Origin of the sequence: Janibacter sp. LM (assembly GCF_039631275.1) — a bacterium.
Classification (GTDB): Bacteria; Actinomycetota; Actinomycetes; order Actinomycetales; family Dermatophilaceae; genus Janibacter; species Janibacter terrae.
The window spans coordinates 154,799-176,219 of sequence record NZ_JBDIVG010000001.1 but is presented as its reverse complement, the minus strand read 5'-3'; the positions used below and the strand labels follow the sequence as shown (position 1 = coordinate 176,219).

At 72.8% G+C, this 21,421-nt stretch carries 25 protein-coding genes; 4 read left to right on the top strand and 21 right to left on the bottom strand.

Annotated elements, in window-relative coordinates:
* Nucleotides 1-41: 41 nt before the first annotated feature.
* The 5 genes from ABC138_RS00850 to rpsB form a co-directional block, all read right to left on the bottom strand.
* Nucleotides 42-917, bottom strand: coding sequence for a phosphatidate cytidylyltransferase (locus ABC138_RS00850; RefSeq protein WP_068325141.1), 876 nt, complete (start codon nucleotides 915-917; stop codon nucleotides 42-44).
* Between the two features lies 1 nt (nucleotide 918).
* Nucleotides 919-1,476 carry a ribosome recycling factor gene (gene frr, locus ABC138_RS00845; RefSeq protein ID WP_068325142.1) on the bottom strand — a complete coding sequence of 186 codons (558 nt, stop codon included), beginning with the start codon at nucleotides 1,474-1,476 and terminating at the stop codon, nucleotides 919-921.
* A 76-nt stretch (nucleotides 1,477-1,552) separates the two neighbouring features.
* Entirely contained in the window at nucleotides 1,553-2,281 is a 729-nt protein-coding gene (pyrH, locus tag ABC138_RS00840) for a UMP kinase (protein ID WP_068325143.1), read from the bottom strand.
* A gap of 133 nt (nucleotides 2,282-2,414) precedes the next feature.
* On the bottom strand, nucleotides 2,415-3,242 hold the full coding sequence (tsf, locus tag ABC138_RS00835) for a translation elongation factor Ts (protein WP_068325144.1): 828 nt from the start codon (nucleotides 3,240-3,242) through the stop codon (nucleotides 2,415-2,417).
* 51 nt (nucleotides 3,243-3,293) lie between these two features.
* Complete coding sequence (gene rpsB, locus ABC138_RS00830) at nucleotides 3,294-4,229, bottom strand: 30S ribosomal protein S2 (RefSeq protein ID WP_068325145.1); 936 nt, start codon at nucleotides 4,227-4,229, stop codon at nucleotides 3,294-3,296.
* 230 nt (nucleotides 4,230-4,459) lie between these two features.
* Between rpsB and ABC138_RS00825 the strand changes: the two genes are divergently transcribed.
* Both ABC138_RS00825 and ABC138_RS00820 read left to right on the top strand, forming a co-directional pair.
* Complete coding sequence (locus ABC138_RS00825) at nucleotides 4,460-5,617, top strand: pyridoxal phosphate-dependent aminotransferase (protein ID WP_338538400.1); 1,158 nt, start codon at nucleotides 4,460-4,462, stop codon at nucleotides 5,615-5,617.
* An 86-nt stretch (nucleotides 5,618-5,703) separates the two neighbouring features.
* On the top strand, nucleotides 5,704-6,198 hold the full coding sequence (locus tag ABC138_RS00820) for a M23 family metallopeptidase (RefSeq protein ID WP_068325147.1): 495 nt from the start codon (nucleotides 5,704-5,706) through the stop codon (nucleotides 6,196-6,198).
* A 4-nt stretch (nucleotides 6,199-6,202) separates the two neighbouring features.
* Here the strand turns inward: ABC138_RS00820 and ABC138_RS00815 are convergent, their stop codons facing one another.
* The 13 genes from ABC138_RS00815 to rpsP all read right to left on the bottom strand — a co-directional run bounded on the left by ABC138_RS00815 (nucleotide 6,203) and on the right by rpsP (nucleotide 16,298).
* Complete coding sequence (locus tag ABC138_RS00815; protein WP_082807547.1) at nucleotides 6,203-7,141, bottom strand: tyrosine recombinase XerC; 939 nt, start codon at nucleotides 7,139-7,141, stop codon at nucleotides 6,203-6,205.
* Nucleotides 7,142-7,199: 58 nt separating this feature from the next.
* Nucleotides 7,200-8,399, bottom strand: coding sequence for a DNA-processing protein DprA (gene dprA, locus ABC138_RS00810; protein WP_068422368.1), 1,200 nt, complete (start codon nucleotides 8,397-8,399; stop codon nucleotides 7,200-7,202).
* Nucleotides 8,396-9,934: a YifB family Mg chelatase-like AAA ATPase gene (locus ABC138_RS00805; RefSeq protein ID WP_345912452.1), complete on the bottom strand. Its 1,539-nt coding sequence runs from the start codon at nucleotides 9,932-9,934 to the stop codon at nucleotides 8,396-8,398. Before ABC138_RS00805 ends, dprA begins: the two co-directional genes overlap by 4 nt.
* Nucleotides 9,931-10,299: a YraN family protein gene (locus ABC138_RS00800; protein ID WP_068325503.1), complete on the bottom strand. Its 369-nt coding sequence runs from the start codon at nucleotides 10,297-10,299 to the stop codon at nucleotides 9,931-9,933. The genes ABC138_RS00805 and ABC138_RS00800 overlap by 4 nt, the downstream gene beginning before the upstream one ends.
* Nucleotides 10,300-10,403: 104 nt before the next feature.
* Nucleotides 10,404-10,718 (bottom strand): DUF2469 domain-containing protein, encoded by a 315-nt coding sequence (locus ABC138_RS00795; RefSeq protein WP_068325151.1) that lies wholly within the window; start codon nucleotides 10,716-10,718, stop codon nucleotides 10,404-10,406.
* On the bottom strand, nucleotides 10,715-11,398 hold the full coding sequence (locus ABC138_RS00790; protein WP_068325505.1) for a ribonuclease HII: 684 nt from the start codon (nucleotides 11,396-11,398) through the stop codon (nucleotides 10,715-10,717). Before ABC138_RS00790 ends, ABC138_RS00795 begins: the two co-directional genes overlap by 4 nt.
* A gap of 89 nt (nucleotides 11,399-11,487) precedes the next feature.
* Complete coding sequence (gene lepB, locus ABC138_RS00785; protein ID WP_169701920.1) at nucleotides 11,488-12,312, bottom strand: signal peptidase I; 825 nt, start codon at nucleotides 12,310-12,312, stop codon at nucleotides 11,488-11,490.
* A gap of 103 nt (nucleotides 12,313-12,415) precedes the next feature.
* Nucleotides 12,416-13,099 (bottom strand): signal peptidase I, encoded by a 684-nt coding sequence (lepB, locus tag ABC138_RS00780; RefSeq protein WP_082807549.1) that lies wholly within the window; start codon nucleotides 13,097-13,099, stop codon nucleotides 12,416-12,418.
* A 43-nt stretch (nucleotides 13,100-13,142) separates the two neighbouring features.
* The gene (rplS, locus tag ABC138_RS00775; protein WP_068325153.1) at nucleotides 13,143-13,499 is read right to left on the bottom strand and encodes a 50S ribosomal protein L19; all 357 of its coding nucleotides are present in this window, start codon (nucleotides 13,497-13,499) and stop codon (nucleotides 13,143-13,145) included.
* A gap of 206 nt (nucleotides 13,500-13,705) precedes the next feature.
* Entirely contained in the window at nucleotides 13,706-14,905 is a 1,200-nt protein-coding gene (trmD, locus tag ABC138_RS00770) for a tRNA (guanosine(37)-N1)-methyltransferase TrmD (RefSeq protein WP_345912451.1), read from the bottom strand.
* A 3-nt stretch (nucleotides 14,906-14,908) separates the two neighbouring features.
* On the bottom strand, nucleotides 14,909-15,457 hold the full coding sequence (gene rimM, locus ABC138_RS00765) for a ribosome maturation factor RimM (protein WP_068422371.1): 549 nt from the start codon (nucleotides 15,455-15,457) through the stop codon (nucleotides 14,909-14,911).
* Between the two features lie 96 nt (nucleotides 15,458-15,553).
* The gene (locus ABC138_RS00760; RefSeq protein ID WP_068325156.1) at nucleotides 15,554-15,796 is read right to left on the bottom strand and encodes an RNA-binding protein; all 243 of its coding nucleotides are present in this window, start codon (nucleotides 15,794-15,796) and stop codon (nucleotides 15,554-15,556) included.
* Between the two features lies 1 nt (nucleotide 15,797).
* On the bottom strand, nucleotides 15,798-16,298 hold the full coding sequence (gene rpsP / locus ABC138_RS00755) for a 30S ribosomal protein S16 (protein WP_068422375.1): 501 nt from the start codon (nucleotides 16,296-16,298) through the stop codon (nucleotides 15,798-15,800).
* Between the two features lie 291 nt (nucleotides 16,299-16,589).
* Between rpsP and ABC138_RS00750 the strand changes: the two genes are divergently transcribed.
* Complete coding sequence (locus tag ABC138_RS00750; protein WP_345912450.1) at nucleotides 16,590-17,951, top strand: alkaline phosphatase PhoX; 1,362 nt, start codon at nucleotides 16,590-16,592, stop codon at nucleotides 17,949-17,951.
* 58 nt (nucleotides 17,952-18,009) lie between these two features.
* Here ABC138_RS00750 and ABC138_RS00745 read toward each other — a convergent pair whose 3' ends face one another.
* Nucleotides 18,010-18,471: an Rrf2 family transcriptional regulator gene (locus tag ABC138_RS00745; RefSeq protein ID WP_068325159.1), complete on the bottom strand. Its 462-nt coding sequence runs from the start codon at nucleotides 18,469-18,471 to the stop codon at nucleotides 18,010-18,012.
* 168 nt (nucleotides 18,472-18,639) lie between these two features.
* Here ABC138_RS00745 and ABC138_RS00740 point away from each other — a divergent pair, with 168 nt between their 5' ends.
* Nucleotides 18,640-19,557 carry a sulfite exporter TauE/SafE family protein gene (locus ABC138_RS00740; RefSeq protein ID WP_338538405.1) on the top strand — a complete coding sequence of 306 codons (918 nt, stop codon included), beginning with the start codon at nucleotides 18,640-18,642 and terminating at the stop codon, nucleotides 19,555-19,557.
* A gap of 541 nt (nucleotides 19,558-20,098) precedes the next feature.
* Here ABC138_RS00740 and ABC138_RS00735 read toward each other — a convergent pair.
* Together ABC138_RS00735 and ABC138_RS00730 are read right to left on the bottom strand one after the other, a co-directional pair.
* Nucleotides 20,099-20,263 (bottom strand): hypothetical protein, encoded by a 165-nt coding sequence (locus ABC138_RS00735; protein ID WP_345912449.1) that lies wholly within the window; start codon nucleotides 20,261-20,263, stop codon nucleotides 20,099-20,101.
* 48 nt (nucleotides 20,264-20,311) lie between these two features.
* Complete coding sequence (locus ABC138_RS00730) at nucleotides 20,312-21,400, bottom strand: amidohydrolase family protein (protein ID WP_338538406.1); 1,089 nt, start codon at nucleotides 21,398-21,400, stop codon at nucleotides 20,312-20,314.
* Nucleotides 21,401-21,421: the final 21 nt, after the last annotated feature.

The following is a 21,421-nucleotide window of genomic DNA, read 5'->3' as shown; positions in this document are numbered from 1 at the left end:
GCCAAAGCCGCCCGCGGCGGGGTCGTCGGCGACCCCGGGGGTCACACCGGTGCGATGATGCGCAGCGCCACCCACGCGAGCGGGACGACCAGGACGAGCGAGTCGAGGCGGTCCATCAGGCCCCCGTGCCCCGGGATGATGTTGGACATGTCCTTGATCCCGAGGTTGCGCTTGAGGCTGGACTCGATGAGGTCACCGATCGTCGCGACCGGGGCGACGAGCACGCCGAGGACCGCGCCCTGCCACCACTGGCCGTCGAGGGTGAGCGGGATGACGATCGCGCCCACGACCGCGCAGGACAGGACCGAGCCGGCGAAGCCCTCCCAGGACTTCTTGGGCGAGAGCCGTGGTGCCATCGGGTGCTTGCCGAGGACCACCCCGAAGGCATAGCCGCCGATGTCGGAGAAGACCGTGACGATGATGAAGACGAAGATGCGCCACTGGCCCTGCGGCTCGGCGAGCATCATCGCCGCGAAACCCGCGAGCAGGCACGGGTAGAGCAGGATCAGCGCACCGGCGCCGACGTCCGGCAGGGCGCCGCCCAGCCCGTCCGCGACGCGCCAGACGAGGGTGGCCACGAGGGTGAGCGACGCGGCGAAGACGAGGCCCTCGGCACCGCGCAGGTAGGCCGCGACCGTCATGCTCACCGCGCCGACGGCGACCGGGACGAAGGGGGCGTACAGCCCCCCTTCGCTCAGGGCCTGACGCATCTCCCACACCGCCACGACCATGGCGAGGCAGATGAGGACGACGAAGACGACGGGGTGCGCCACGAGCGAGGCGACGACGAGGCCGGCCAGGGCGACCCCCGTCGCGATGGCGACCGGCAGGTTGCGGCCCGCCCGGCTCGAGGGCCCGGCGGGCGCGGGCGCGGCCGCCCGGATCGCCCGGCGGGACGCGAACTCGGGCTCGGACATGTCAGACCTCGGAGAGCTCTGCTTCCTTGGCCTTGAGGATCGTGTCCACGTTGTCGACGTACTTCTTCGTGAGGGCGTCGAGCTCCTTCTCACCGCGGGTGCCGTCGTCCTCGCCGACCTCGCCGTCCTTGACGAGCTTGTCGATCGTGTCCTTGGCGGCGCGACGGATGTGGCGGATGGAGACCTTGGCGTCCTCACCCTGCGTGTGCGCCAGCTTGATGTACTCCTTGCGGCGCTCTGCGGTCAGCTCGGGCATCGTCACGCGGATGACGTTGCCGTCGTTGCTCGGGTTGGCGCCGAGGTCGGACTCGCGCAGCGCGCTCTCGATGGCCTGCAGCGACGACTTGTCGAAGGGGCTGATGAGCAGCGTGCGGGCCTCGGGCGACTGGAAGGAGGCCAGCTGCTGCAGAGGGGTCGGCGAGCCGTAGTAGTCGACCGTCACCTTGCTGAAGAGGCCGGGGTTGACCCGGCCGGTGCGGATCCCGGCGAAGTTCTCCTTCGCCACCTCGACGGCCTTGTCCATCTTGTCCTCGGCCTCGAGCAGTGCGTCCTCGATCATGGCTCTCCTCCTCGGCCTCACGGCCGTCACGGCTGCGGCTCTCGCCGCGAGTTGGGTCTGGGGGTCAGTCTGTCACTCAGGCGTGGACGAAGGTGCCGATGGGCTCGCCGAGCAGCGCCCGGGTGACATTGCCCTCGCCCTCCATGCCGAAGACGACCATCGGCAGGCCGTTCTCGCGGCAGAGGCTGAAGGCAGCCGCGTCGACGACCTTGAGGTCCTGCTGCAGCGCCTGCTCGAAGGTCACCGAGTGGAGCTTGCGGGCCTCGGGGTTGGTGCGCGGGTCGGAGTCGTAGACGCCGTCGACGCCGTTCTTGGACATCAGCACGACATCGCACTTGATCTCGAGGGCGCGCTGGGCGCTCACCGTGTCGGTGGAGAAGAAGGGCATGCCGGCGCCGGCGCCGAAGATCACGACGCGGCCCTTCTCGAGGTGGCGGATCGCGCGACGCGGGATGTACGGCTCGGCCACCTGGCCCATGGTGATGGCCGTCTGGACGCGGGTGTCGACGCCGGCGTCCTCGAGGAAGTCCTGCAGCGCGAGGCAGTTCATGACCGTGCCGAGCATCCCCATGTAGTCGGCGCGAGTGCGGTCCATGCCCTGCTCCTGCAGCTGGGCGCCGCGGAAGAAGTTGCCGCCGCCCACGACGATGGCGACCTGGACGCCCTCGTGCACAGCCGCGGCGATCTGGTCGGCCACCCCGCGGACGACGTCCGGGGCCACGCCCACCTTGCCGCCTCCGAAGACCTCACCCGAGAGCTTGAGGAGGACCCTGCGATAGGCCGGGGGGGTCGTCTGGTCGGTCACGTGCTGCTCCCTGGTGGATCGCGTGCTGGGTCACCCGATCCTTCCACAGTCGAGATGGTGCCCATGACCACCCACGACGAAGGGGGCCGCACCCGGTGATCGGGTGCGGCCCCCTTCGTGGGGTGCTGCGTGGTCAGGAACCGACGCGGAAGCGCGCGAACTGCGTGGCGCTCGCGCCGGCCTCCTCGAGGACCTTGCCGACGGACTTCTTGGAGTCCTTGGCGAAGGGCTGGTCGAGCAGGACGTTCTCCTTGAAGAAGCCCCCCACGCGACCCTCGACGATCTTGGGCAGGGCCGCCTCGGGCTTGCCCTCCTCCTTGGCCGTCTCCTCGGCGATGCGACGCTCGTTGGCCACGACGTCGGCGTCGATCTCGTCGCGGGTGAGGACGGTGGGGCTGAAGGCCGCGATGTGCATCGCGACGTCCCGCGCCACCTTGTCGTCGCCGCCCTCGGTGCCCACCAGGACACCGATCTGGGCCGGCAGGTCGGGGCTGGTCTTGTGCAGGTAGGCCGAGACCCGGGGGGCCTCGACGCGGGCGACCCGCTTGACCTCGATCTTCTCGCCGATGGTGGCGTTGGCGTCGTCGAGGAGGTCCTTGACGGTCTTGTCGCCGGCGGGGGCAGCCAGCAGGCTGTCCGCGTCGGTGGCCTTGGCCGCGACGGCCGCGGCGAGGACCTCGTCCGCGAGGGCGCCGAACTTCTCGCCCTTGGCGACGAAGTCGGTCTCGCAGAGGACCTCGACGAGGGTGCCGACGCCGGCCTCGGCCTGGGCGACGACGAGCCCGTTGGAGGTCGTGCGACCCTCGCGCTTGGTGACGCCCTTCAGGCCCTTGATCCGGAGCAGCTCCTGCGCCTTGGACTTGTCGCCATCGGCCTCGTCGAGCGCCTTCTTCACGTCGAGCATGCCGGCGCCGGTGCGCTCGCGCAGCTCCTTGATGTCAGCGGCGGTGTAGTTCGCCATGTGTGTCCCGTTCTCCTATGTGAGGTGTGACGGTGGTCGGTGAGGTGGTGCTCAGGCCTCGGGGGTCGGCTCGGCGGACGGCACGTCCACGGCCGGCGCCTCGGTGGCGGCCGGGGCGTCGACGCCCTCGGTCGCGGTCTCGGCGGGGGCCTCGGCGATCGCGGTCTCGGTCGCGGCCTCGGCGGGGGCCGCCTCGGCGGGGGCCTCGGCGGTCGCGGCCTCACCGGCCAGGAGCTCACGCTCCCACTCGGCCATCGGCTCGGCCTCGGCGGCCGCACCGGCGTTGGCGTTGCCGCCACCACGCGACATCAGGCCGTCGGCGACCGCGTCGGCGACGACGCGGGTCAGCAGGGTGACGGAGCGGATGGCGTCGTCGTTGCCGGGGATCTTGTAGTCGACCTCGTCGGGGTCGCAGTTGGTGTCGAGGATCGCGATGACCGGCAGGCCCAGCTTGCGCGCCTCGTCGACGGCGAGGTGCTCCTTCTTGGTGTCGACGATCCACACGGCCGAGGGGACCTTGGCCATGTTGCGGATGCCACCGAGGGTCTTCTCCAGCTTGTCCTTCTCACGGCGAAGGATGAGGAGCTCCTTCTTGGTGTAGCCGGAGCCGGCCACGGTGTCGAAGTCGAGCTCCTCGAGCTCCTTCAGACGCGTGAGGCGCTTGGAGATCGTCTGGAAGTTGGTGAGCATGCCACCGAGCCAGCGGTGGTTGACGTAGGGCATCCCGACGCGCGTCGCCTGCTCGGCGATCGGCTCCTGCGCCTGCTTCTTGGTGCCGACGAACAGGATGGTCCCGCCGTGGGACACCGTCTGCTTGACGAACTCGTAGGCGTCGTTGATGTAGGTCAGCGACTGCTGCAGGTCGATGATGTAGATGCCGTTGCGCTCGGTCATGATGAAGCGCTTCATCTTGGGGTTCCAGCGTCGGGTCTGGTGCCCGAAGTGGACGCCGCTCTCCAGGAGCTGGCGCATGGTGACGACGGCCATGCCGAAGTCCTCTCGTCGAAGGGTTGTCAGTTGTGCCTGGTGTCCCGACCCACCCCGCCCGATCCGACCGGGTGGTCGGAGGGGACTGCCGTGGTGCGCCCCGGGTTCGGAGAGAGATCTCGTCACACGGTGAGGAACACGCGAATTCATCCAGACAGACTGGATGTGCCCCCCATCCTACGGCCGCCGGACGAAGGGGAGAAATCGCCCGCTCCCCTAGGGTCGGGTGCATGAGCGACCCCCTCGTGACCCGGATGCGCCCGCACGCCGAGACGATCTTCGCGACGATGTCGGCGCTCGCCCTCGAGCACGACGCGGTCAACCTCGGGCAGGGCTTCCCCGACACCGACGGCCCTCCGCAGGTCCTCGAGGCCGCCCGCGCGGCGATCGCCGCCGGCCACAACCAGTACCCGCCCTCGATCGGGATCCCGGCCCTGCGGGAGGCGATCGCCCGCCACCAGGAGCGGCACCACTCCCTCCGCCCCGATCCGGGCAGCGAGGTGCTCGTGACCTCGGGCGCGACCGAGGCGATCGTCGCGTGCCTGCTCGGGCTGGTCGAGCCGGGCGACGAGGTCGTGACCTTCGAGCCCTCGTACGACTGCTACTCGGCGGGCATCGCCCTCGCCGGCGGGGTCAAGCGGGCGGTCCCGCTGGACGTCCCGGACCTCTCCTTCGACCCGGCCGGGCTGGCCGCCGCCTTCTCCGACCGGACCCGTGCGGTCCTGCTCAACTCCCCGCACAACCCGACCGGCAAGGTCTTCACCCGCGCCGAGCTCGAGGTCGTCGCCGAGCTCGCCCGGCGCCACGACGTGGTCGTCATCAGCGACGAGGTGTACGAGCACCTGACCTACGACGTCCCGCACGTGCCGATCGCGGCCCTGCCCGGCATGGCCGAGCGGACGCTCACGATCGGCTCGGCGGGCAAGTTCTTCTCCGTCACCGGGTGGAAGGTCGGCTGGGTGAGCGGCCCGGCACCCCTCGTGCGGGCGGCGCGCGTCGTCAAGCAGTTCCTCACCTTCACGACGGCCTCCCCCCTGCAGCACGCGGTCGCCCACGCCCTCGACCTCGGCCCCGCGCTCCTCGACGAGCTGACGCTCTCGCTCCGGTCGCGCCGCGACCTGCTCGTGGGCGGCCTGCGCGAGGCGGGCTTCGACGTGCGGCCCAGCGACGGCACCTACTTCGTCGTCGCCGACGCCGCGCCGCTCGGCGTCACCGACGCGGCCACGTGGTGCCTGGGGCTGCCTGCCGCCGCGGGTGTGGCCGCCGTGCCGGTGTCCGTCTTCTGCGACGACCCTGGCCCGACCGCCTCCCTCGTGCGCTTCGCGTTCTGCAAGCAGGAGCCGGTGCTCGAGGAGGCCTGCCGGCGCCTCGTCGCCCACACCGCCTGATCCACAGACCGGTCGCGGCCCGCGCGCCCGTCCCCAGCCCGCGCCCGGCCCCGCGCGCGTCGGGCGAAGGGGGCCACCCTCGGACCATGAGCACCGTCCCCCTCGTCGCCCTGGCCCTCGCCGGAGCCCTCGTCGGACCTCCCCCGCCCCCGGCGGCTGCCCGGTGGTCCTGGCCGGTGGGGGGTGGTGCGCGACCAGCGGTCGTCGCTGCCTTCGATGCCCCTGCGCAGCGGTGGGGGGCGGGCCATCGCGGCATCGACCTGGCCGCGCGCCGTGGCGACCGGGTCACCGCGGTGACGGACGGCGTCGTGTCGCACCGCGGACGGATCGCCGGGCGCGGGACGGTGAGCGTCACCCACGCCGACGGCGTGCGCAGCACCTACGAGCCCGTCGACTCGGCCCTGAGGGTGGGCCAGCGGGTCCGTCGCGGTCAGGGCCTCGGGCGGCTCGGCGTGGAGCCGGGCCACTGCGTGCCTGCCGCCTGCCTGCACCTGGGCGCCAGGCGCGGGGACGACTACCTCGACCCGATGACCTTCTTCGGCGCCCGCCGGGTCGTGCTCCTCCCCCTCGACGCCAGGTGATCGCTCAGGCGCGCGGGTGGGCCTGCTCGTAGCTGCGCCGCAGCCGGTCGAGGGAGACGTGGGTGTAGATCTGCGTCGTCGCCAGGGACGAGTGGCCGAGCAGCTCCTGCACCATCCGCAGGTCGGCGCCGCCCTCGAGGAGGTGGGTGGCCGCGGAGTGGCGCAGGCCGTGCGGGCCCACGTCGGGGGCGTCGGGCACGTGCGCGAGCAGCGCGTGGACGACCTCGCGCACCTGCCGGGGGTCGACCCGGCGACCCCGGCGGCCGAGGAAGAGCGCCGGCCCGGACGCGGCCGTCGCCACCCGGGGACGGCCGCGCACGAGCCACTCGCCCAGCGCCTCGTCGGCGGGGAGCCCGAAGGGCACGACCCGCTCCTTGCGGCCCTTGCCGAGCACGCGGACGACGCGCCGGTCCCGGTCGGCGTCGTCGACGTCGAGGCCCGTGAGCTCGCTGACCCGGATGCCGGTCGCGTACAGCAGCTCCAGCACGGCTCGGTTGCGCAGATGGATCGGGTCGTCGTCGTCCGCGGCCACCGCGGCGATGTCGAGGACCGCGGTGGCGCTCTCCCGGCTGAGCACGTCGGGCAGGGTGCGCTGCCGCTTCGGCGAGGCGAGTCGCAGCGCCGGGTCGACGTCGACGCGACCGGTGCGCCGGGCCCAGGCGAAGAAGGTGCGGACGGCCGCCGAGCGCCGCGACAGCGTCGACCGGGCGGCCCCCTCGGCCGCGAGGGTGCCGAGCCAGGCCCGCAGCTGGGCCAGCGTGACGTCGGCCGGTGCGCCCGCCCCGTCGGCGGCGCACCAGGCCAGGCAGCCCCGCACGTCGCCGGCGTAGGCCCGCACGGTGTGCCCCGACCGGTCGCGCTCGCGCTCGAGGTGCGCGACGAAGGCCTCGACCGCGTCGGCCACCCACGAGGGGGTCGGCTGGGGTGTCGGTGTCGGGCTCACTCCCCCACGGTGCCACGACGGGGCGGCGCCGGCGCGGAGGCTGCGGCAGCCCGCGCCCTCACCCCCCGCGCTCGGGTCCGGGGCCGCGCCGCCAGCCGCCGACGCCGTCCTGGACGGCCCACGCGTCGAGCTCCATGGCCGCGAGGTCGGCGAAGACCTCCTCGAGGGGCACCACGAGCTCGGTCGCGATCTCGTCGGCCCGGGTGGCCCGGCGCACCTGGAGCAGGTCGTGGACCCGGCGCTGCGTCGACGTCAGGACGTCGAGCGCGCGGGCCGGGCCGAGCAGCTCGACCTCCTCCTCGTCGAGCCCCTCGCCGATGGGGCGGGCCAGGGCGAGGACGTCATCGGTGTCGGTGACGATCCCGGCCTGGCCCTTGCGGATCGACTCGTGGCACCCCGCCGAGGACATCTGCGTGACGGGGCCGGGCACCGCCCCGACCTGTCGCCCGAGGTGCTGCGCCCAGTTGGCGGTGTTGAGCGAGCCCGACCGCAGCCCCGCCTCGACGACGACGGTCACCGAGGACAGCGCCGCGATGATCCGGTTGCGAGCGAGGAAGCGGTGTCGCATGGCCACGGTCCCCGTCGCCAGCTCGGTGACGACCGCGCCGCCCTCGGCGACCGCCTCGACGAGCCGGCGGTTGCCCTCGGGGTAGACCCGCTCGGGCCCGCACGGGAGCACGGCGACGCACGGACCGTCAACCGCGAGCGATCCCTGGTGGGAGGCGGCGTCGATGCCGAACGCCGCCCCCGACACGACCGTCCAGCCACGACCGGCGAGGCCGGCCCCCAGCTCGCGCGAGACCGCCTCGCCGTAGCCGGTGCTGGCACGCGACCCGACGACGGCCACGGCCCTGCGGGTGAGGTCGGCGAGGCAGCCCCCGCCCCGCACGTGCAGCAGGTGCGGCTGGATGTCGGTGTCGGACAGGGCCGCTGGCCAGTCCGCGTCCCCGGGGACGACCACCCGGGACCGGGTCCTCGCCACCCGGTCGAGCTCGGCGTCGACGTCGACACCGGCGACGTGCACCCGGGCGCTGGCGCAGCGGGGCAGGTCACCGTCGACGAGCCGGTGCCACGCCTCGACGTGGCCCAGCGACCAGATGTCGTCGAAGAGCGCCGGTCGCGAGTCGCTCGGCCGCTCCCGCCGGCTCTCCAGCACCCGTGACCAGGCGATGCGCGCACGCCGCTCGTCCGTGCCGACCTGGGCGTGGGCTCGAGCCGTCTCCGCCCGCGTCGGGGCGCTGCCTCCCGTCCGGCTCATGCCGCCACCGCGCCCTGCGTGCGGTACATCAGCGCCAGCCCGACGTCGACGCGGCTCGGTGTGGTCCGGCCGTTGAGGTCGGCCGAGGTCCACGCCAGCCGCAGGACGCGGTCGTAGCCGCGGAGCGTGACCTGCCCCAGGTCCAGAGCCCGGTCCAGGGTGGAGGTCGTCTGGGACGACAGGCGGAAGGGGCGCCGCCGCAGCACCGGTCCGGGCACCTGGCTGTTGAGCACCCACCCGTGGGTCGACCAGCGGCGTGCCTGCGCCGAGCGCGCCTCGACGACGCGGGTGGCGACGGCCGCGCTCGTGTCGGGCGCGGCCTCGTTGAGGTCGGCCAGGCTCACCTTGGGCACCTGCACCTGGATGTCGACCCGGTCGAGCAGCGGCCCGCTGAGGCGTGCGGCATAGGCGCGTCGCTCGGTGGGTCGGCAGCGGCAGCTGAGCCCCTTGCCGTGCCCCTCCCCGCAGGGGCAGGGGTTGGCGGCGAGCACGAGCTGCACGCGCGCCGGGTACGAGACACGTTCCCGGGCGCGGGCGATGACGACCTCACCGGACTCCAGGGGTTGGCGCAGTGCTTGGAGGACCGCCCCACCGAACTCGGCGGCCTCGTCGAGGAAGAGGACGCCGTGGTGCGCCTGGGACACCGCGCCCGGCAGGACGGCCCCGGACCCACCACCGACGAGGGCGGCGACGCTCGCCGAGTGGTGCGGGGCGACGAAGGGCGGGACGAGGTCGATCCCCGAGTTCGGCACGGCCCCGACGAGCGACCTGATCGCGAGCGTCTCGAGCGCCTGGTCGCGGGTGAGGGGCGGCAGGATCGTCACCAGCCGCTCGGCGAGCATCGTCTTGCCCGAGCCGGGCGGTCCGTTGAGCAGGAGGTGGTGACCACCGGCCGCGGCGAGGAGCAGCGCGGTGCGCGCCTCGTGCTGCCCGGACACGTCGGCGAGGTCGATCGGTCGCTCGCGCTCCGTCGACTCCGGGACGGGCGGGTCCTCCGCGAGCGGCAGGACGCCTCCGCGGGGCAACCGGCGGTAGGCCATGACGAGGTCCTCGAGGGTCGCGGCGGTGGAGACCCGCATGCCCTCGACCAGCCGGGCCTCGGCGACGTCCTCGGGTGCCACGACGACCTGCTCGCACCCGGCAGCCTGGGCGGCCAGCACCGCGGGCAGGACCCCGGCGACGTGCCGCAGGCGACCGTCGAGCCCGAGCTCGGCCAGGTGCACGACCGGCCGAGCGCTCGCTGCCGGCAGCTCGCCGCAGGCGGCGAGCGCGACGACGGCGATGCCGAGGTCGAACCCGGTGCCGTGCTTGGGGATCGATGCCGGGGAGAGGTTCACCGACAGGTGGGCCGTGTTGAGCGAGACGCCGGCGGAGATGGCCGCAGAGCGCACCCGCTGCGGCGCCTGGCGCAGCGCCCGGTCGGGCAGGCCGCCCACGTCGAAGGTCGGCAGCCCCTGCCCGGCATGGCACTCGATCTCGACGAGGTGCCCGGTGACCCCGCGCAGCGCCACGCCGCGCGTCACGGCGATGCTCATCGCCCGACCCCCGGGATGTGCTGCACCTCGTAGCGACCCTGCTCTCCGAGCAGCCCCACGACGTCCAGGCGGACCCCGTGGTGGTCGACCTCGTGCTCGGCGAGCCACCGCCCGGCGAGCCGGCGCAGGCGTCCCAGCTTGGCCCGGGTGATCGCCTCGACCGGGTACCCGTAGGTGGTCGTGCGGCGGGTCTTCACCTCGCACACGACGATCACGTCGCCGTCGCGCAGGACGAGGTCGATCTCCCCCTCGCGACAGCGCCAGTTGCGGTCCAGGACCTGCATCCCCCGGCCGGTCAGGTACTCCTCTGCGAACTCCTCGCCCGCTGCTCCCACGCGCACACGTGCGGGTCTCTGCTGGGTCATGACGACCACCTCCACCGCCAGTCAACGGTGGGTGGTCCCCCTTCGCCGCGGTCCTCACCGACCTGTGGATCGACGCGCGGGGCGAGAGGGGTCTGCGGATACGGCTAGAAGCCGTCCTGCGGCATCGCCAGCTCCGACTTGGCCAGCTCCTCGACGTTGACGTCCTTGAAGGTCACGACACGCACCTGCTTGGCGAAGCGCGCCGGACGGTAGATGTCCCACACCCACGCGTCCTGCATCGTCACCTCGAAGTAGACCTCGGCCCCCTCGCCGCGGACCTTCACGTCGACGCTGTTGGCGAGGTAGAAGCGACGCTCGGTCTCGACGACGTGGCTGAAGAGGTGCACCACGTCGCGGTACTCGCGGTAGAGCGCGAGCTCCATCTCGGTCTCGTACTTCTCCAGGTCCTCCGAGCTCACCGGGGCCTCCCTCCGCTCGTCGTGCCGGCCACGAGCGCGTCGTCGCCGCAGGCCCCATCATCATCTCCCACGAGGCGGGGCGCGATGACGCCCACCCCCGGCAGCGCCCACGAGCGGCGGTGCTGCACGCAGGCCCCGTGGGCCGTCAGCGCGTCGAGGTGCGCCGACGCGGAGTACCCCTTGTTGTCGGCCCACCCGTACTGCGGGTGCTCGCGGTCCAGCTCGACCATGCGGGCGTCCCGCTCGACCTTGGCGAGCACGCTCGCGGCCGCGACCGAGCTGCACCGCAGGTCGGCCTTGATCATCGTGCGCACCGGCGGCGTCGACGCCCCACCGGCGATCTCGGCGAGCAGCCCGACCTCCTCGGGGTCGGTCAGCCAGTCGTGGTTGCCGTCGAGCAGGACGAGGTCGGGCACGACGGGCAGCTGCGCCAGGGCGCGGCGTCCGGCCAGGCGCAGGGCCGCGATGATCCCGACCTGGTCGATCTCGGCCGGCAAGGCGTGGCCCACCGCGTGCGCCAGCGCCCACCGCTGCAGCCGGGGGACCATCGCGCCCCGCGCCGCAGGGGTCAGCAGCTTGGAGTCGCGCACGCCGGCGGGGGCGCTGCGGCAGGTCTCGTCGATGACGACGACGCCGACGCTCACCGGGCCCGCGAGCGCACCGCGACCGACCTCGTCCATGCCCGCGAGCACGCGGTGACCCGCGCGCTGCAGCTCACGCTCGACGCGCAGGCTGGGCCGCCCGGACCGGGGTGCGCGGCCGGGTGCGGTCACGACGTGTGCGGCTCGCCCGGCGGCGGGCCGAGCGAGCGGTTGCTCCCCGCCTCAGGGACCTGGGAGAAGACGTCGTGGTGACCGGACAGCCCACCCATCCGGTCGAAGGGCCACACGGTGACCACCGCCTTGCCGACGACGAGGTCCTCGGGCACCGACCCGGTCCGCCCGTCGCCGCTGGGGTCGTGGAAGCGGGAGTCGGAGGAGTCGCCGCGGTTGTCGCCCATGACCCACAGGCGACCGCTCGGGACGGTGATGTCGAACTCCTGCTGGCTCGGCTCGGCGCCCTGCTTGAGGTACGTCGCCTCCTCGATCGGCTCGCCGTTGACGAGGAGGCGCCCCTCGGCGTCGCAGCACTGGACGTGGTCGCCCGGCATGCCGATGACGCGCTTGATGAGGTGGCCCTCGGAGGTGTCGGGCAGCAGCCCGACGAACATCAGGGCGTCGCGCAGGCCGTTGAGCACTGCCCCGCGGTTGGCCTCGGGCGTGGGGCTCAGCCAGTCACCCGGGTCCTCGAAGACGACGATGTCACCGCGCTTGATCTCGAAGGGCCCGGGCGTGAGCTTGGAGACGACGATCCGGTCGCCGACGAGCAGGGTGTCCTCCATCGACTGGCTCGGGATGAAGAAGGCCTGCACGAAGAAGGTCTTGACGACGAAGGACAGGGCCAGGGCCATCGCCAGGACCACCACGACCTCACGGACCGCGGCCCCGAGTCGGGCGCCGGCACCGCGACGTTCGCGGTCGGTGCGGGCGCTCTCGCGCTCGGCGTCCTCGGCCTCCGCATGGGCCGAGTCAGGATCGTGTGCCACAGGTCTCATCTCTACTCCGCGCCCACACCGCTCGGGCGACATCGCTCTCCAGTATCGCTGCTCGGGCGACCCATCGGCGCCAAGCACCCCGGCCATGTCGGGGTCGGGTCGCTCAGGACCCGGTGCCGCCGATGCGGTCCATCGGCCAGTAGCGCCAGGCGACGTGCCCGACGACGTCGTCGACCGGCACCATGCCACCGCCGGGGTCGCCGAGGTGGCTGCGCGAGTCGACCGAGTCGCCCCGGTTGTCGCCGAGCACGAAGAGCCGACCCGGGGGGACCTCGACGTCGAAGGGGGTCCCGCACGCCCTCGTCCCCGGCGCCAGGTACGGCTCGGGCACGACCTCGCCGTTGACCACGAGCCCCCGCTCCGGGGTGCACGCGACCCGGTCGCCGCCGACCCCGGCGACGCGCTTGAGGAAGTCCTGCTCGCCCAGGTCGATCGAGAGGGTGGAGGCGACCGCGGAGAGCGTGCGCCCGACGAACCCGTCGGAGACGAAGGGGGTGCGGTCGGCGGCCGCGAAGGTGTCCGTGCCGTCGAAGACGATGACGTCGCCGCGCTCGACGCGCGAGGCACCGATCTTGGTGACCACGACCCGGTCGCCGGGGGCGATCGTCGGCTCCATCGAGGAGCTCGGGACGTGGAAGGACTGCATGACGAAGGCCCGCACCAGCATGACGAGCAGGACCGCGACCGCGATCTCGAGCATCAGCCGCCGGGCCGGACGCACATCGACCCCCGCCGGGTCACCGGCGGGGGTCGACGCAGCTGCGTCCGGGGCGGGATCGGTCGACATCGGGGTCAGCCTACGACCCGCGCGGGTCGCGATCTGCGGCAGATCAGCTCGCGGGGGTGTCGCGACGCTCGCGGATGCGAGCGGCCTTGCCGCGGAGGTTGCGCAGGTAGTAGAGCTTGGCGCGGCGGACGTCACCGCGGGTGGCGACCTCGATCTTCTCGATGACCGGGGTGTGGATCGGGAAGGTCCGCTCCACGCCGACACCGAAGGAGACCTTGCGGACGGTGAAGGTCTCACCGATGCCGCCGCCGTGACGACGGATCACGACGCCCTGGAAGACCTGGACACGGGAGCGGCTGCCCTCGATGACCTTCACGTGCACCTTGAGGGTGTCACCGGCCCGGAACTCGGGGATGTCGTCCCGCAGGGACGCCTTGTCGATCTCGTCGAAACGCTGCATGGCGCTGTCGCTTTCCTGCGGACGCCACAGGCCGTCCGCCCTCGTCAGTGATGTATGAGGAGTCGCACCCACCGCCGCGTGCCGTCGGGTCGGGGCCAAGGCCTCGTCCCGGGCACTCCCCCTGTGGCAGGGGCGGTGTCCATGAGCGCGATGTCCGATTCTGCCAGAGGTGAGCGGGTGACCAGAAATCGTGGGGCGGGGCGCCCTCAGCGACGGCGCGGCCGACGCAGCTCGACGGTGCCGGGCTCCTCCCCCGGGCCGACGACCCGGTAGCCGGCCTTGGTGCAGAACCGCAGCAGGCGCGGCTGGTCCGCGCCGGCGTCGAGCCACAGGGTGCTCGTGTCGGTCGGGGCGAGGGCCTCGGCGTGCGCGAGCAGGGCCCGCCCGAGTCCCCTGCCCTGCAGGTCGGGGACGACCATGAGCCGGCCGATCTGCCAGGTCGTGGGATCCCGCGGGTCGCGTCGCACGCGCACCGAGCCCACGAGCCGGTCCCCCGCGCGGAAGAGGTGGGTCGTCCAGTGCCGGAGGCCCTCGGCCACGGTCGCTGCGTCCTCCGCGGGCGCACCCCGCCAGAGCTCCGGCGGGGTCACCATCTCGATCCAGCAGGCCTTCTGCAGCACGGTGAGCTCCGGCGCGTCGGCGCGGGTGGCGACGGAGTGCTCGAGCCCGGCGAGCTCCTCGGTGGTCGCCGCGACGTGGAGCAGGTCCGGTCGGCGCGCTGCCGTCCGCTCGAGCCGCTGCTCGTGCCGCCACCGCGCGATCGCCCCGTGGTTGCCCCCGAGGAGCACCTCGGGCACGGCCCGTGCGACGCCGTCACCCCCGTCCCACACCGACGGCTTGGTGTAGATCGGGTACTCGAGCAGACCCCCTTCGTGCGACTCCTCGACGAGCGACTCGGCGTTGCCGACGACGCCCGGCAGCAGCCGGCCGATCGCCTCGACCATCGCGAGGACGGCCACCTCGCCGCCGTTGAGGACGTAGTCGCCGAGCGAGACGACCCGCACCGGCATGCGCTCGGCGGCCCACTCGTAGACGCGCTCGTCGATGCCCTCGTAGCGGCCGCAGGCGAAGGCGATCCACGGCGCCCGGGCGAGCTCGCGCGCCGTCCCCTGGGTGAACCGCTCGCCGCCCGGGCCCGGGACGACGAGGACCGGTGCCGCGCCGGTGCCCTCGTCCGCCGAGTCGAGCACGTGGGTGAGCGCCTCGCTCCAGGGCTGGGGCTTCATCACCATGCCCGCACCCCCGCCGTACGGGGTGTCGTCGACCGTGCGGTGCCGGTCGTGCGCGAAGTCGCGCAGGTCGTGCACGCGCAGGTCGATGATCCCGTCCCGCCGGGCCTTGCCGATGAGCGAGATGTCGAGCGCGGCGAGGTACTCCGGGAAGATCGAGACGGCGTCGATGCGCACGGCTCACTCCCCCGACGAGTCGAGGTCGAGCAGGCCGGGAGGCGCGTCGACGACGAGCCGGCCGGCCTCGGGGTCGACCTCCGGCACGATCGCCTCGACGAAGGGGACGAGAGCCCGCGTGCCGTCCGGTCGCCGCAGCACGAGCCGGTCCTGGGCGGCGCCGAGCTCCAGGGCGACGACCTCGCCGACGACCTCGCCGTCCGGGGTCCGGGCGGTGAGGCCGACGAGGTCCGCCTCGTACCAGCCCTCGTCGTCGTCCTCGTCCTCGAAGGCCTCCGCCGCGAGGACCAGGCGCGTGCCGCGCAGGGACTCCGCGCCGGTGCGGTCCTGGACCTCCTCGAACCCGAGGAGCCAGATCCCGCGGTGGACGCGGGTCGTTGCCAGGGTCAGCCGGCGCGGCACGCCCGACCCGGGCTCGGCGCGGGTGTCGAAGACGGTACCCGGCACGAGCCGTGACTCCGGGTCGTCGGTGTGCAGCTGCACGGTCACCTCGCCACGCAGCGCGTGGGGCTTGCCGATGCGAGCGACGACGTGGCCGTCGGTGTCAGTCATGCGGGACAACCTACGATTTCGCGCCCCGACATGGCGAATGGCCGCCACCCCGGTGGGGGTGACGGCCATGCGCGCGTGCTGACGGCCCGCGCTGGATCAGCGCTCGCGGTCGGTGTCGACGATGTCGATCCGCACGTTCTCCCCGCCCGAGAGAGCGGTGAGGACGGTGCGGAGCGCGGAGGCGGTCCGGCCGGAGCGACCGATGACGCGGCCGAGGTCGTCGGGGTGCACGCGCACCTCGAGGATCTGCCCGCGACGCAGGTTCTTGCTCCGGACGACGACGTCGTCCTTGTGGTCGACGATGCCGGTGACCAGGTGCTCGAGCGCCTCGTCGAGCATCTCAGGCCTCGGTGGTCTCGGCCTCGGCCGGGGCCTCCTCGGCGGGAGCCTCGGCAGCGGCCTCCTCGGCGGCCTTGGCCTCGGCGGCAGCCTTCTTGTCGGCGGCCTCCTTGTCGGCCTTCTTCTTCGCCGTGATGGCCTCGTGCTCGGAGGCGTCCTTGTCGGAGTTGGCGAGGGCGGCCTCGTAGAGGTCCTTCTTGGAGGTCTTGGGCTCCTTGACCTTCAGCGTGCCCTCGGCACCGGGCTCGCCCTTGTACTTCTGCCAGTCACCGGTGACCTTGAGCAGCGCGGCGACGGCCTCGGTGGGCTGGGCGCCCTGGGAGAGCCAGTACTGGGCGCGCTCGCTGTCGATGTCGATGACCGAGGGCTCCTCGGTGGGGTGGTACTTGCCGATCTCCTCGATGGCCCGGCCATCGCGCTTGGCGCGCGAGTCCATGACGACGACGCGGTAGAACGGAGCGCGGATCTTGCCCATGCGCTTCAGACGGATCTTGACGGCCACGTGTGTGGTCCCTTCGTTTCGTGAGCACGGCGAGACCGTGCGCGGTTCGCACGGGGTATCGGGCTCGGGGTGTAGGCATCCGGCGCGCAGGAGGGATCCCCGGCGCGGACGGGTACGAAGGGGGATTCTTCCACGCGGGGCAGCGCCCGGCCAAAACCGGCCCCGAAGCGTCACCCTGCGGCACCCGCCAGTTGCTCTCCCGGTCACCGTCACGTCGCCCACCGGCCGTTGGCTGGCTCACGTCCCGGCCCTCGTCCGGCGACCGAGCCCCTGATCAAGGAGAACATCTTCGTGAGCACCGAGCAGTCCCCCTTCGTCCAGCGTCGCACGATCATCCAGGGCGCGGCCGCCCTCGCCGCCCTCGGCCCGCTCGGCGCCCTCGGCGCGCGCACCGCCGGTGCGGCCCCGATGGCCCGACAGCCCTTCGGCCCCGACTACGGCCCGCTGCGTCCGACCAAGGACCAGACCACCGGCCTCGAGCTCATCTCGCTGCCCAGGGGCTTCGAGTACCTCACCTTCGGGTGGACCGGCTCGATGATGTCCGACGGCCGCCCCACCCCGGCGATGCACGACGGCATGGCCGCCTTCCGCGACGGTGACCTCGTGCGCCTCGTCCGCAACCACGAGAACGGCACGGGCAGCGCCTACGCCACCCCCGCCTACGACGCCCTCGAGGGCGCAGGTGGCACGACCACCCTCGTCTTCGACCCTGACGCCGGTGAGCTCGTCGAGTCCTACGCCTCCCTCGCCGGCACCGTGCGCAACTGCGCGGGCGGCCCGACCCCCTGGGGCACCTGGCTCTCCTGCGAGGAGACCACGCACATCGCCGCCGACGGCACGCGCCACGGCTACGTCTTCGAGGTGCCGGCGAAGGGCATGAGCGACGCCGCGCCGATCAAGGAGATGGGCCGGTTCTCGCACGAGGCGACCTGCGTCGACCCCTCGACCGGCATCGTCTACCTCACCGAGGACGCGACCCCGTCCGGCCTCTACCGCTTCGTCCCGACGACCCCGGGCCGGCTCGCCGACGGCGGACAGCTGCAGATGCTCGCCATCGGGTCCGCGACGTACCAGACGTACGGCGACGGCACGGGCGTCACCTACAGCGACCTGTCGTGGGTCACCATCGACCAGCCCGACCCGGGTCCGGGCGAGACGAGCACCGTGCGCCAGGGCATCGCCAAGGGCGGCGCCCAGTTCGCCCGGCTCGAGGGGGCCTGGTGGGGCAACGACCGCGCCTACATCGTCTCCACGAGCGGCGGCCCGGCCAAGCAGGGCCAGGTCTTCGAGTACGACCCGAAGGCCGGGACGCTCACCGTCCTCATCGCCTCCCCGAGCGCCCAGACGCTCAACAACCCCGACAACATCTGCGTCTCGCCCCGCGGCGGCATCGTCCTGTGCGAGGACGGCAGCGGCAGCGAGTACCTCCACGGCCTGACCGCGACGGGCGAGATCTTCCCCTTCGCCCAGAACACCGTGGTCCTGCCGAGCAACGGCCTGGCGGGCAGCACGGTGCGCGCCGGCAGCTACACGGGGTCGGAGTGGTGCGGCTCGACCTTCGAGCCGAAGAACGGCAACTGGCTCTTCGCCAACGCGCAGAGCCCGGGCATCACCTTCGCCATCACCGGCCCGTGGCGCAAGGGCGCCCTCTGAGGACGGCCCGACGAAGGGGAGGTCGCAGCGATCGCTGCGACCTCCCCTTCGTCGTCGGTCAGCGGTTCTCCCAGGCGCCGGGCGCGGCGACCGCGTCCTGCACGGCCGCGGGGAAGTCCCCGCTCAGCACGTCGGCCAGGCTCGTGCCGTCGAGGACGGAGCGGACGCTGGAGCGGACCGCCACCCACACCGTGCGCAGGTGGGTCGCGGCGCCGTCGTAGCTCGTCGTCTGGGGGCGCTCCCCGCGCACCTCGGCCAGCGGGCCGTCGACCGCCCGGATGACCGCGCCGACCGAGATCTGCGACGCGGGCCGGGCGAGGAGGTAGCCCCCGTTGGCGCCCATCCGGCTCACGACGAGCTCGGCGCGACGCAGGTCCGCGAGGATCGCCTCGAGGAACTTGCGGGGCAGCTCCTGCTCCGCGGCGAGCCGCACGACCGAGACCGGGGTCCCCCCTTCGCCGTTGGCAGCGAGGGTGAGCATCGCGCGGACCGCGTAGTCCGACCGGGCGGAGATGTCCATGCCGCCAGTATCGCGGGCGGGTGGCATCCGACCTCGACCACTCCCTGAGACATAACTCCGCGTTACTTGACCGATAAGCAGACGTTGGGTGAAACTCCTGCTTGTCTCGTGGGAGATCAACCGATCGCCACGGAGCGCCGCACACTCCTCACGGAAAGAGTCCTCCGTATGCGCAAGCTCGTCCTCCTGGCCATCGTCGGCCTGCTCGCCCAGCTCGTCGACGGCTCGCTCGGCATGGCCTACGGCGTCACGACCACCACGCTCCTGCTGGCCATCGGCACCAACCCGGTCGCCGCGTCCGCCACGGTCCACCTCGCCGAGATCGGCACGACGCTCGTCTCGGGTGCCTCGCACTGGCGCTTCGGCAACGTCGACTGGCCGGTCGTGCTCAAGATCGGCGTGCCCGGGGCCTTCGGCGCCTTTGCGGGGGCGACCTTCCTCTCGAGCCTCGACACCTCGACGGCCAAGCCCGTCATGTCCGGCATCCTGCTCGCGCTGGGCCTCTACGTCCTGCTGCGCTTCACCTTCAAGGGGCTACGCAAGGACCGCCTCGGCACCCGGTTGCGCAAGCGCTTCCTCGCCCCGCTGGGCCTCTTCGGCGGATTCGTCGACGCGACCGGCGGCGGCGGCTGGGGCCCGGTCGGCACGCCCGCGATCCTCGCGAGCGGACGCCTGGAGCCGCGCAAGGTCATCGGCTCGATCGACACCAGCGAGTTCCTCGTCTCCGTCGCCGCCAGCCTCGGGTTCCTCGCCGCGCTCGGCTCGCAGGGGATCAGGTTCTCGTGGGTCGCCATGCTCTTCATCGGTGGCGCCATCGCCGCGCCCATCGCCGCCTGGCTCGTGCGCACCATCCCGCCGCGCATCCTCGGCTCGCTCGTCGGCGGGATCATCGTCCTGACCAACGCCCGCACGATCATGGGCAAGGACGGCCTCGCCCTCGACGGTCCCACCACGTGGGTCGTCTACGGCCTCGTCTGGGCGGCCTGGATCGCCGCCGTCGCCTACAGCCTGCGCGCCCACCGCGCCGAGTCCGCCGCCGAGGCCACGCCTCAGGAGGAGCGCGAGCTGGTGGGCGAGCCGGCCTGAGTCACACCAGCCTCATGATTATCGGGTCACCCGAGAATCCTCGGGTTCGCAAGAGTTTGAAACTCATGCGAAGCGGGGGTTTATCGGGTGACCCGATAATCATGGGACGAAGGGGAACCCGCCGACCCCGTCGACGCGGAGACATCGCGCTCCGCCGGCTCGCTCCCGTGGCGACGGTGACGAGCACCGAGAGTGCACCGAAGAGCACGAGCGAGGCCACGACGGCGGCCAGCTTGACTCCCCAGCCGCCGGTCACCGAGGAATTCGTCGGGAGCGGCCCGAGCCACCCGGGGTTGGCGTCCCCGGCAGCCACCGAGGCCGGGGAGACGCGGGCGTCGAGCGCGGCGACACCGGGACGCGTCGGGTGCAGGACGAGCGGCAGGGGCGTCCCCCGGCGCAGCAGACGGGTCGAGCACGGTGGCGAGCACCCGGCGCCCAGGACCGACATGGGGGTGCCCGACCGCGCCGACGCGAGTGCCGGAGCGGTCGGGCAGCGTCTGCACGACCCGGGCCGGGACGGTCCGGCCCTGCACGCGGCCGCTCACGAGCTCCGCGTTGCCCCGGCGAGCACGGCCGTGAGCCGGGCATGGTGCCGACGCAGCGTGACGACGTACCAGAGCCTGACCGCGACGAGGAGGACCATCGCGAGCCCCGGGACCACGCGGGCCCCCGCCGGTGCGCAGAGGGCACCGTGGATGATCGCCACAGGACGGAAGATGTCGTCGAACGGGTCCCGCCACAGGTCGGCCAGACGTCAGCGACCGCCGACCCGCGCGCCTCGCAGGATCACGTGCTCCGGTGTGCCGCAGGCCCGCACGTCCTCGCGCGGGTCCTCGGCGAGGACGACGAGGTCGGCGTCCTCCCCTTCGGTGATGGCGGGGCGGCCGAGCCACTCGCGGGAGGCCCAGGTGCCGGCGGCGAGCGCCTCGGTCGTCGAGAAGCCGGCGCGCGTCAACAGCTCCATCTCCTGGGCGACGAGCCCGTGCGGCAACGAGCCGCCCGCGTCCGTGCCCACGTAGATGTCGATGCCCGCGTCCCGGGCCGCGGCGATCGTCTCGAAGCGCCGCTCGTGCAGCTGCAGCATGTGGCGGTGGTAGTCGGGGAACTTCTCCGCGGCGGGTGCCGCGATCTTGGGGAAGGTCTCGATGTTGACGAGCGTGGGCACGATGGCGATGCCCTGCTCGGCGAAGGCCGAGATCGTCTCGGGGACGAGGCCGGTCGCGTGCTCGATGCAGTCGGTCCCGGCGGCCGCGAAGTCGGCGAGCGACTCCTCGCCGAAGCAGTGCGCCGTGACCCGGGCCCCCTCCTCGTGCGCGGCGGCGATCGCCTCCACGAGCACCTCGCGTGGCCAGCAGGGGGCGAGGTCCCCGACGCCGCGCTCGATCCAGTCCCCGACGAGCTTGACCCAGCCGTCGCCGGCGCGGGCCTCAGCCCGCACCCGGGAGACGAGCTGCTCCGGCTCGACCTCGTGGGCGAAGTTGCGGATGTAGCGCTTGGTCCGCGCGATGTGGCGACCGGCGCGGATGATCTTGGGCAGGTCGTCGCGCTCGTCGATCCACCGGGTGTCGGCCGGGGACCCGGCATCGCGGATGAGCAGCGTGCCGGCGTCGCGGTCGGTCACCGCCTGGGCCTCGCTCGTCGCGTCGTCGACGGCCCCGTGGGCGTCGAGCCCCACGTGGCAGTGCGCATCGACGAACCCCGGCAGGACGTACCCGCTGACGGTCTCGACGTCACCGGACGTCGGTGCGGTGAAGGAGATCTTGCCGTCGATCACCCACAGCTCGGGGACGCTCTCGGTCGCCGAGATGAGGACCTCGCCCGTGACGCGCAGCACATCAGCCATGCCGCCGAGGCTATCCCCCGA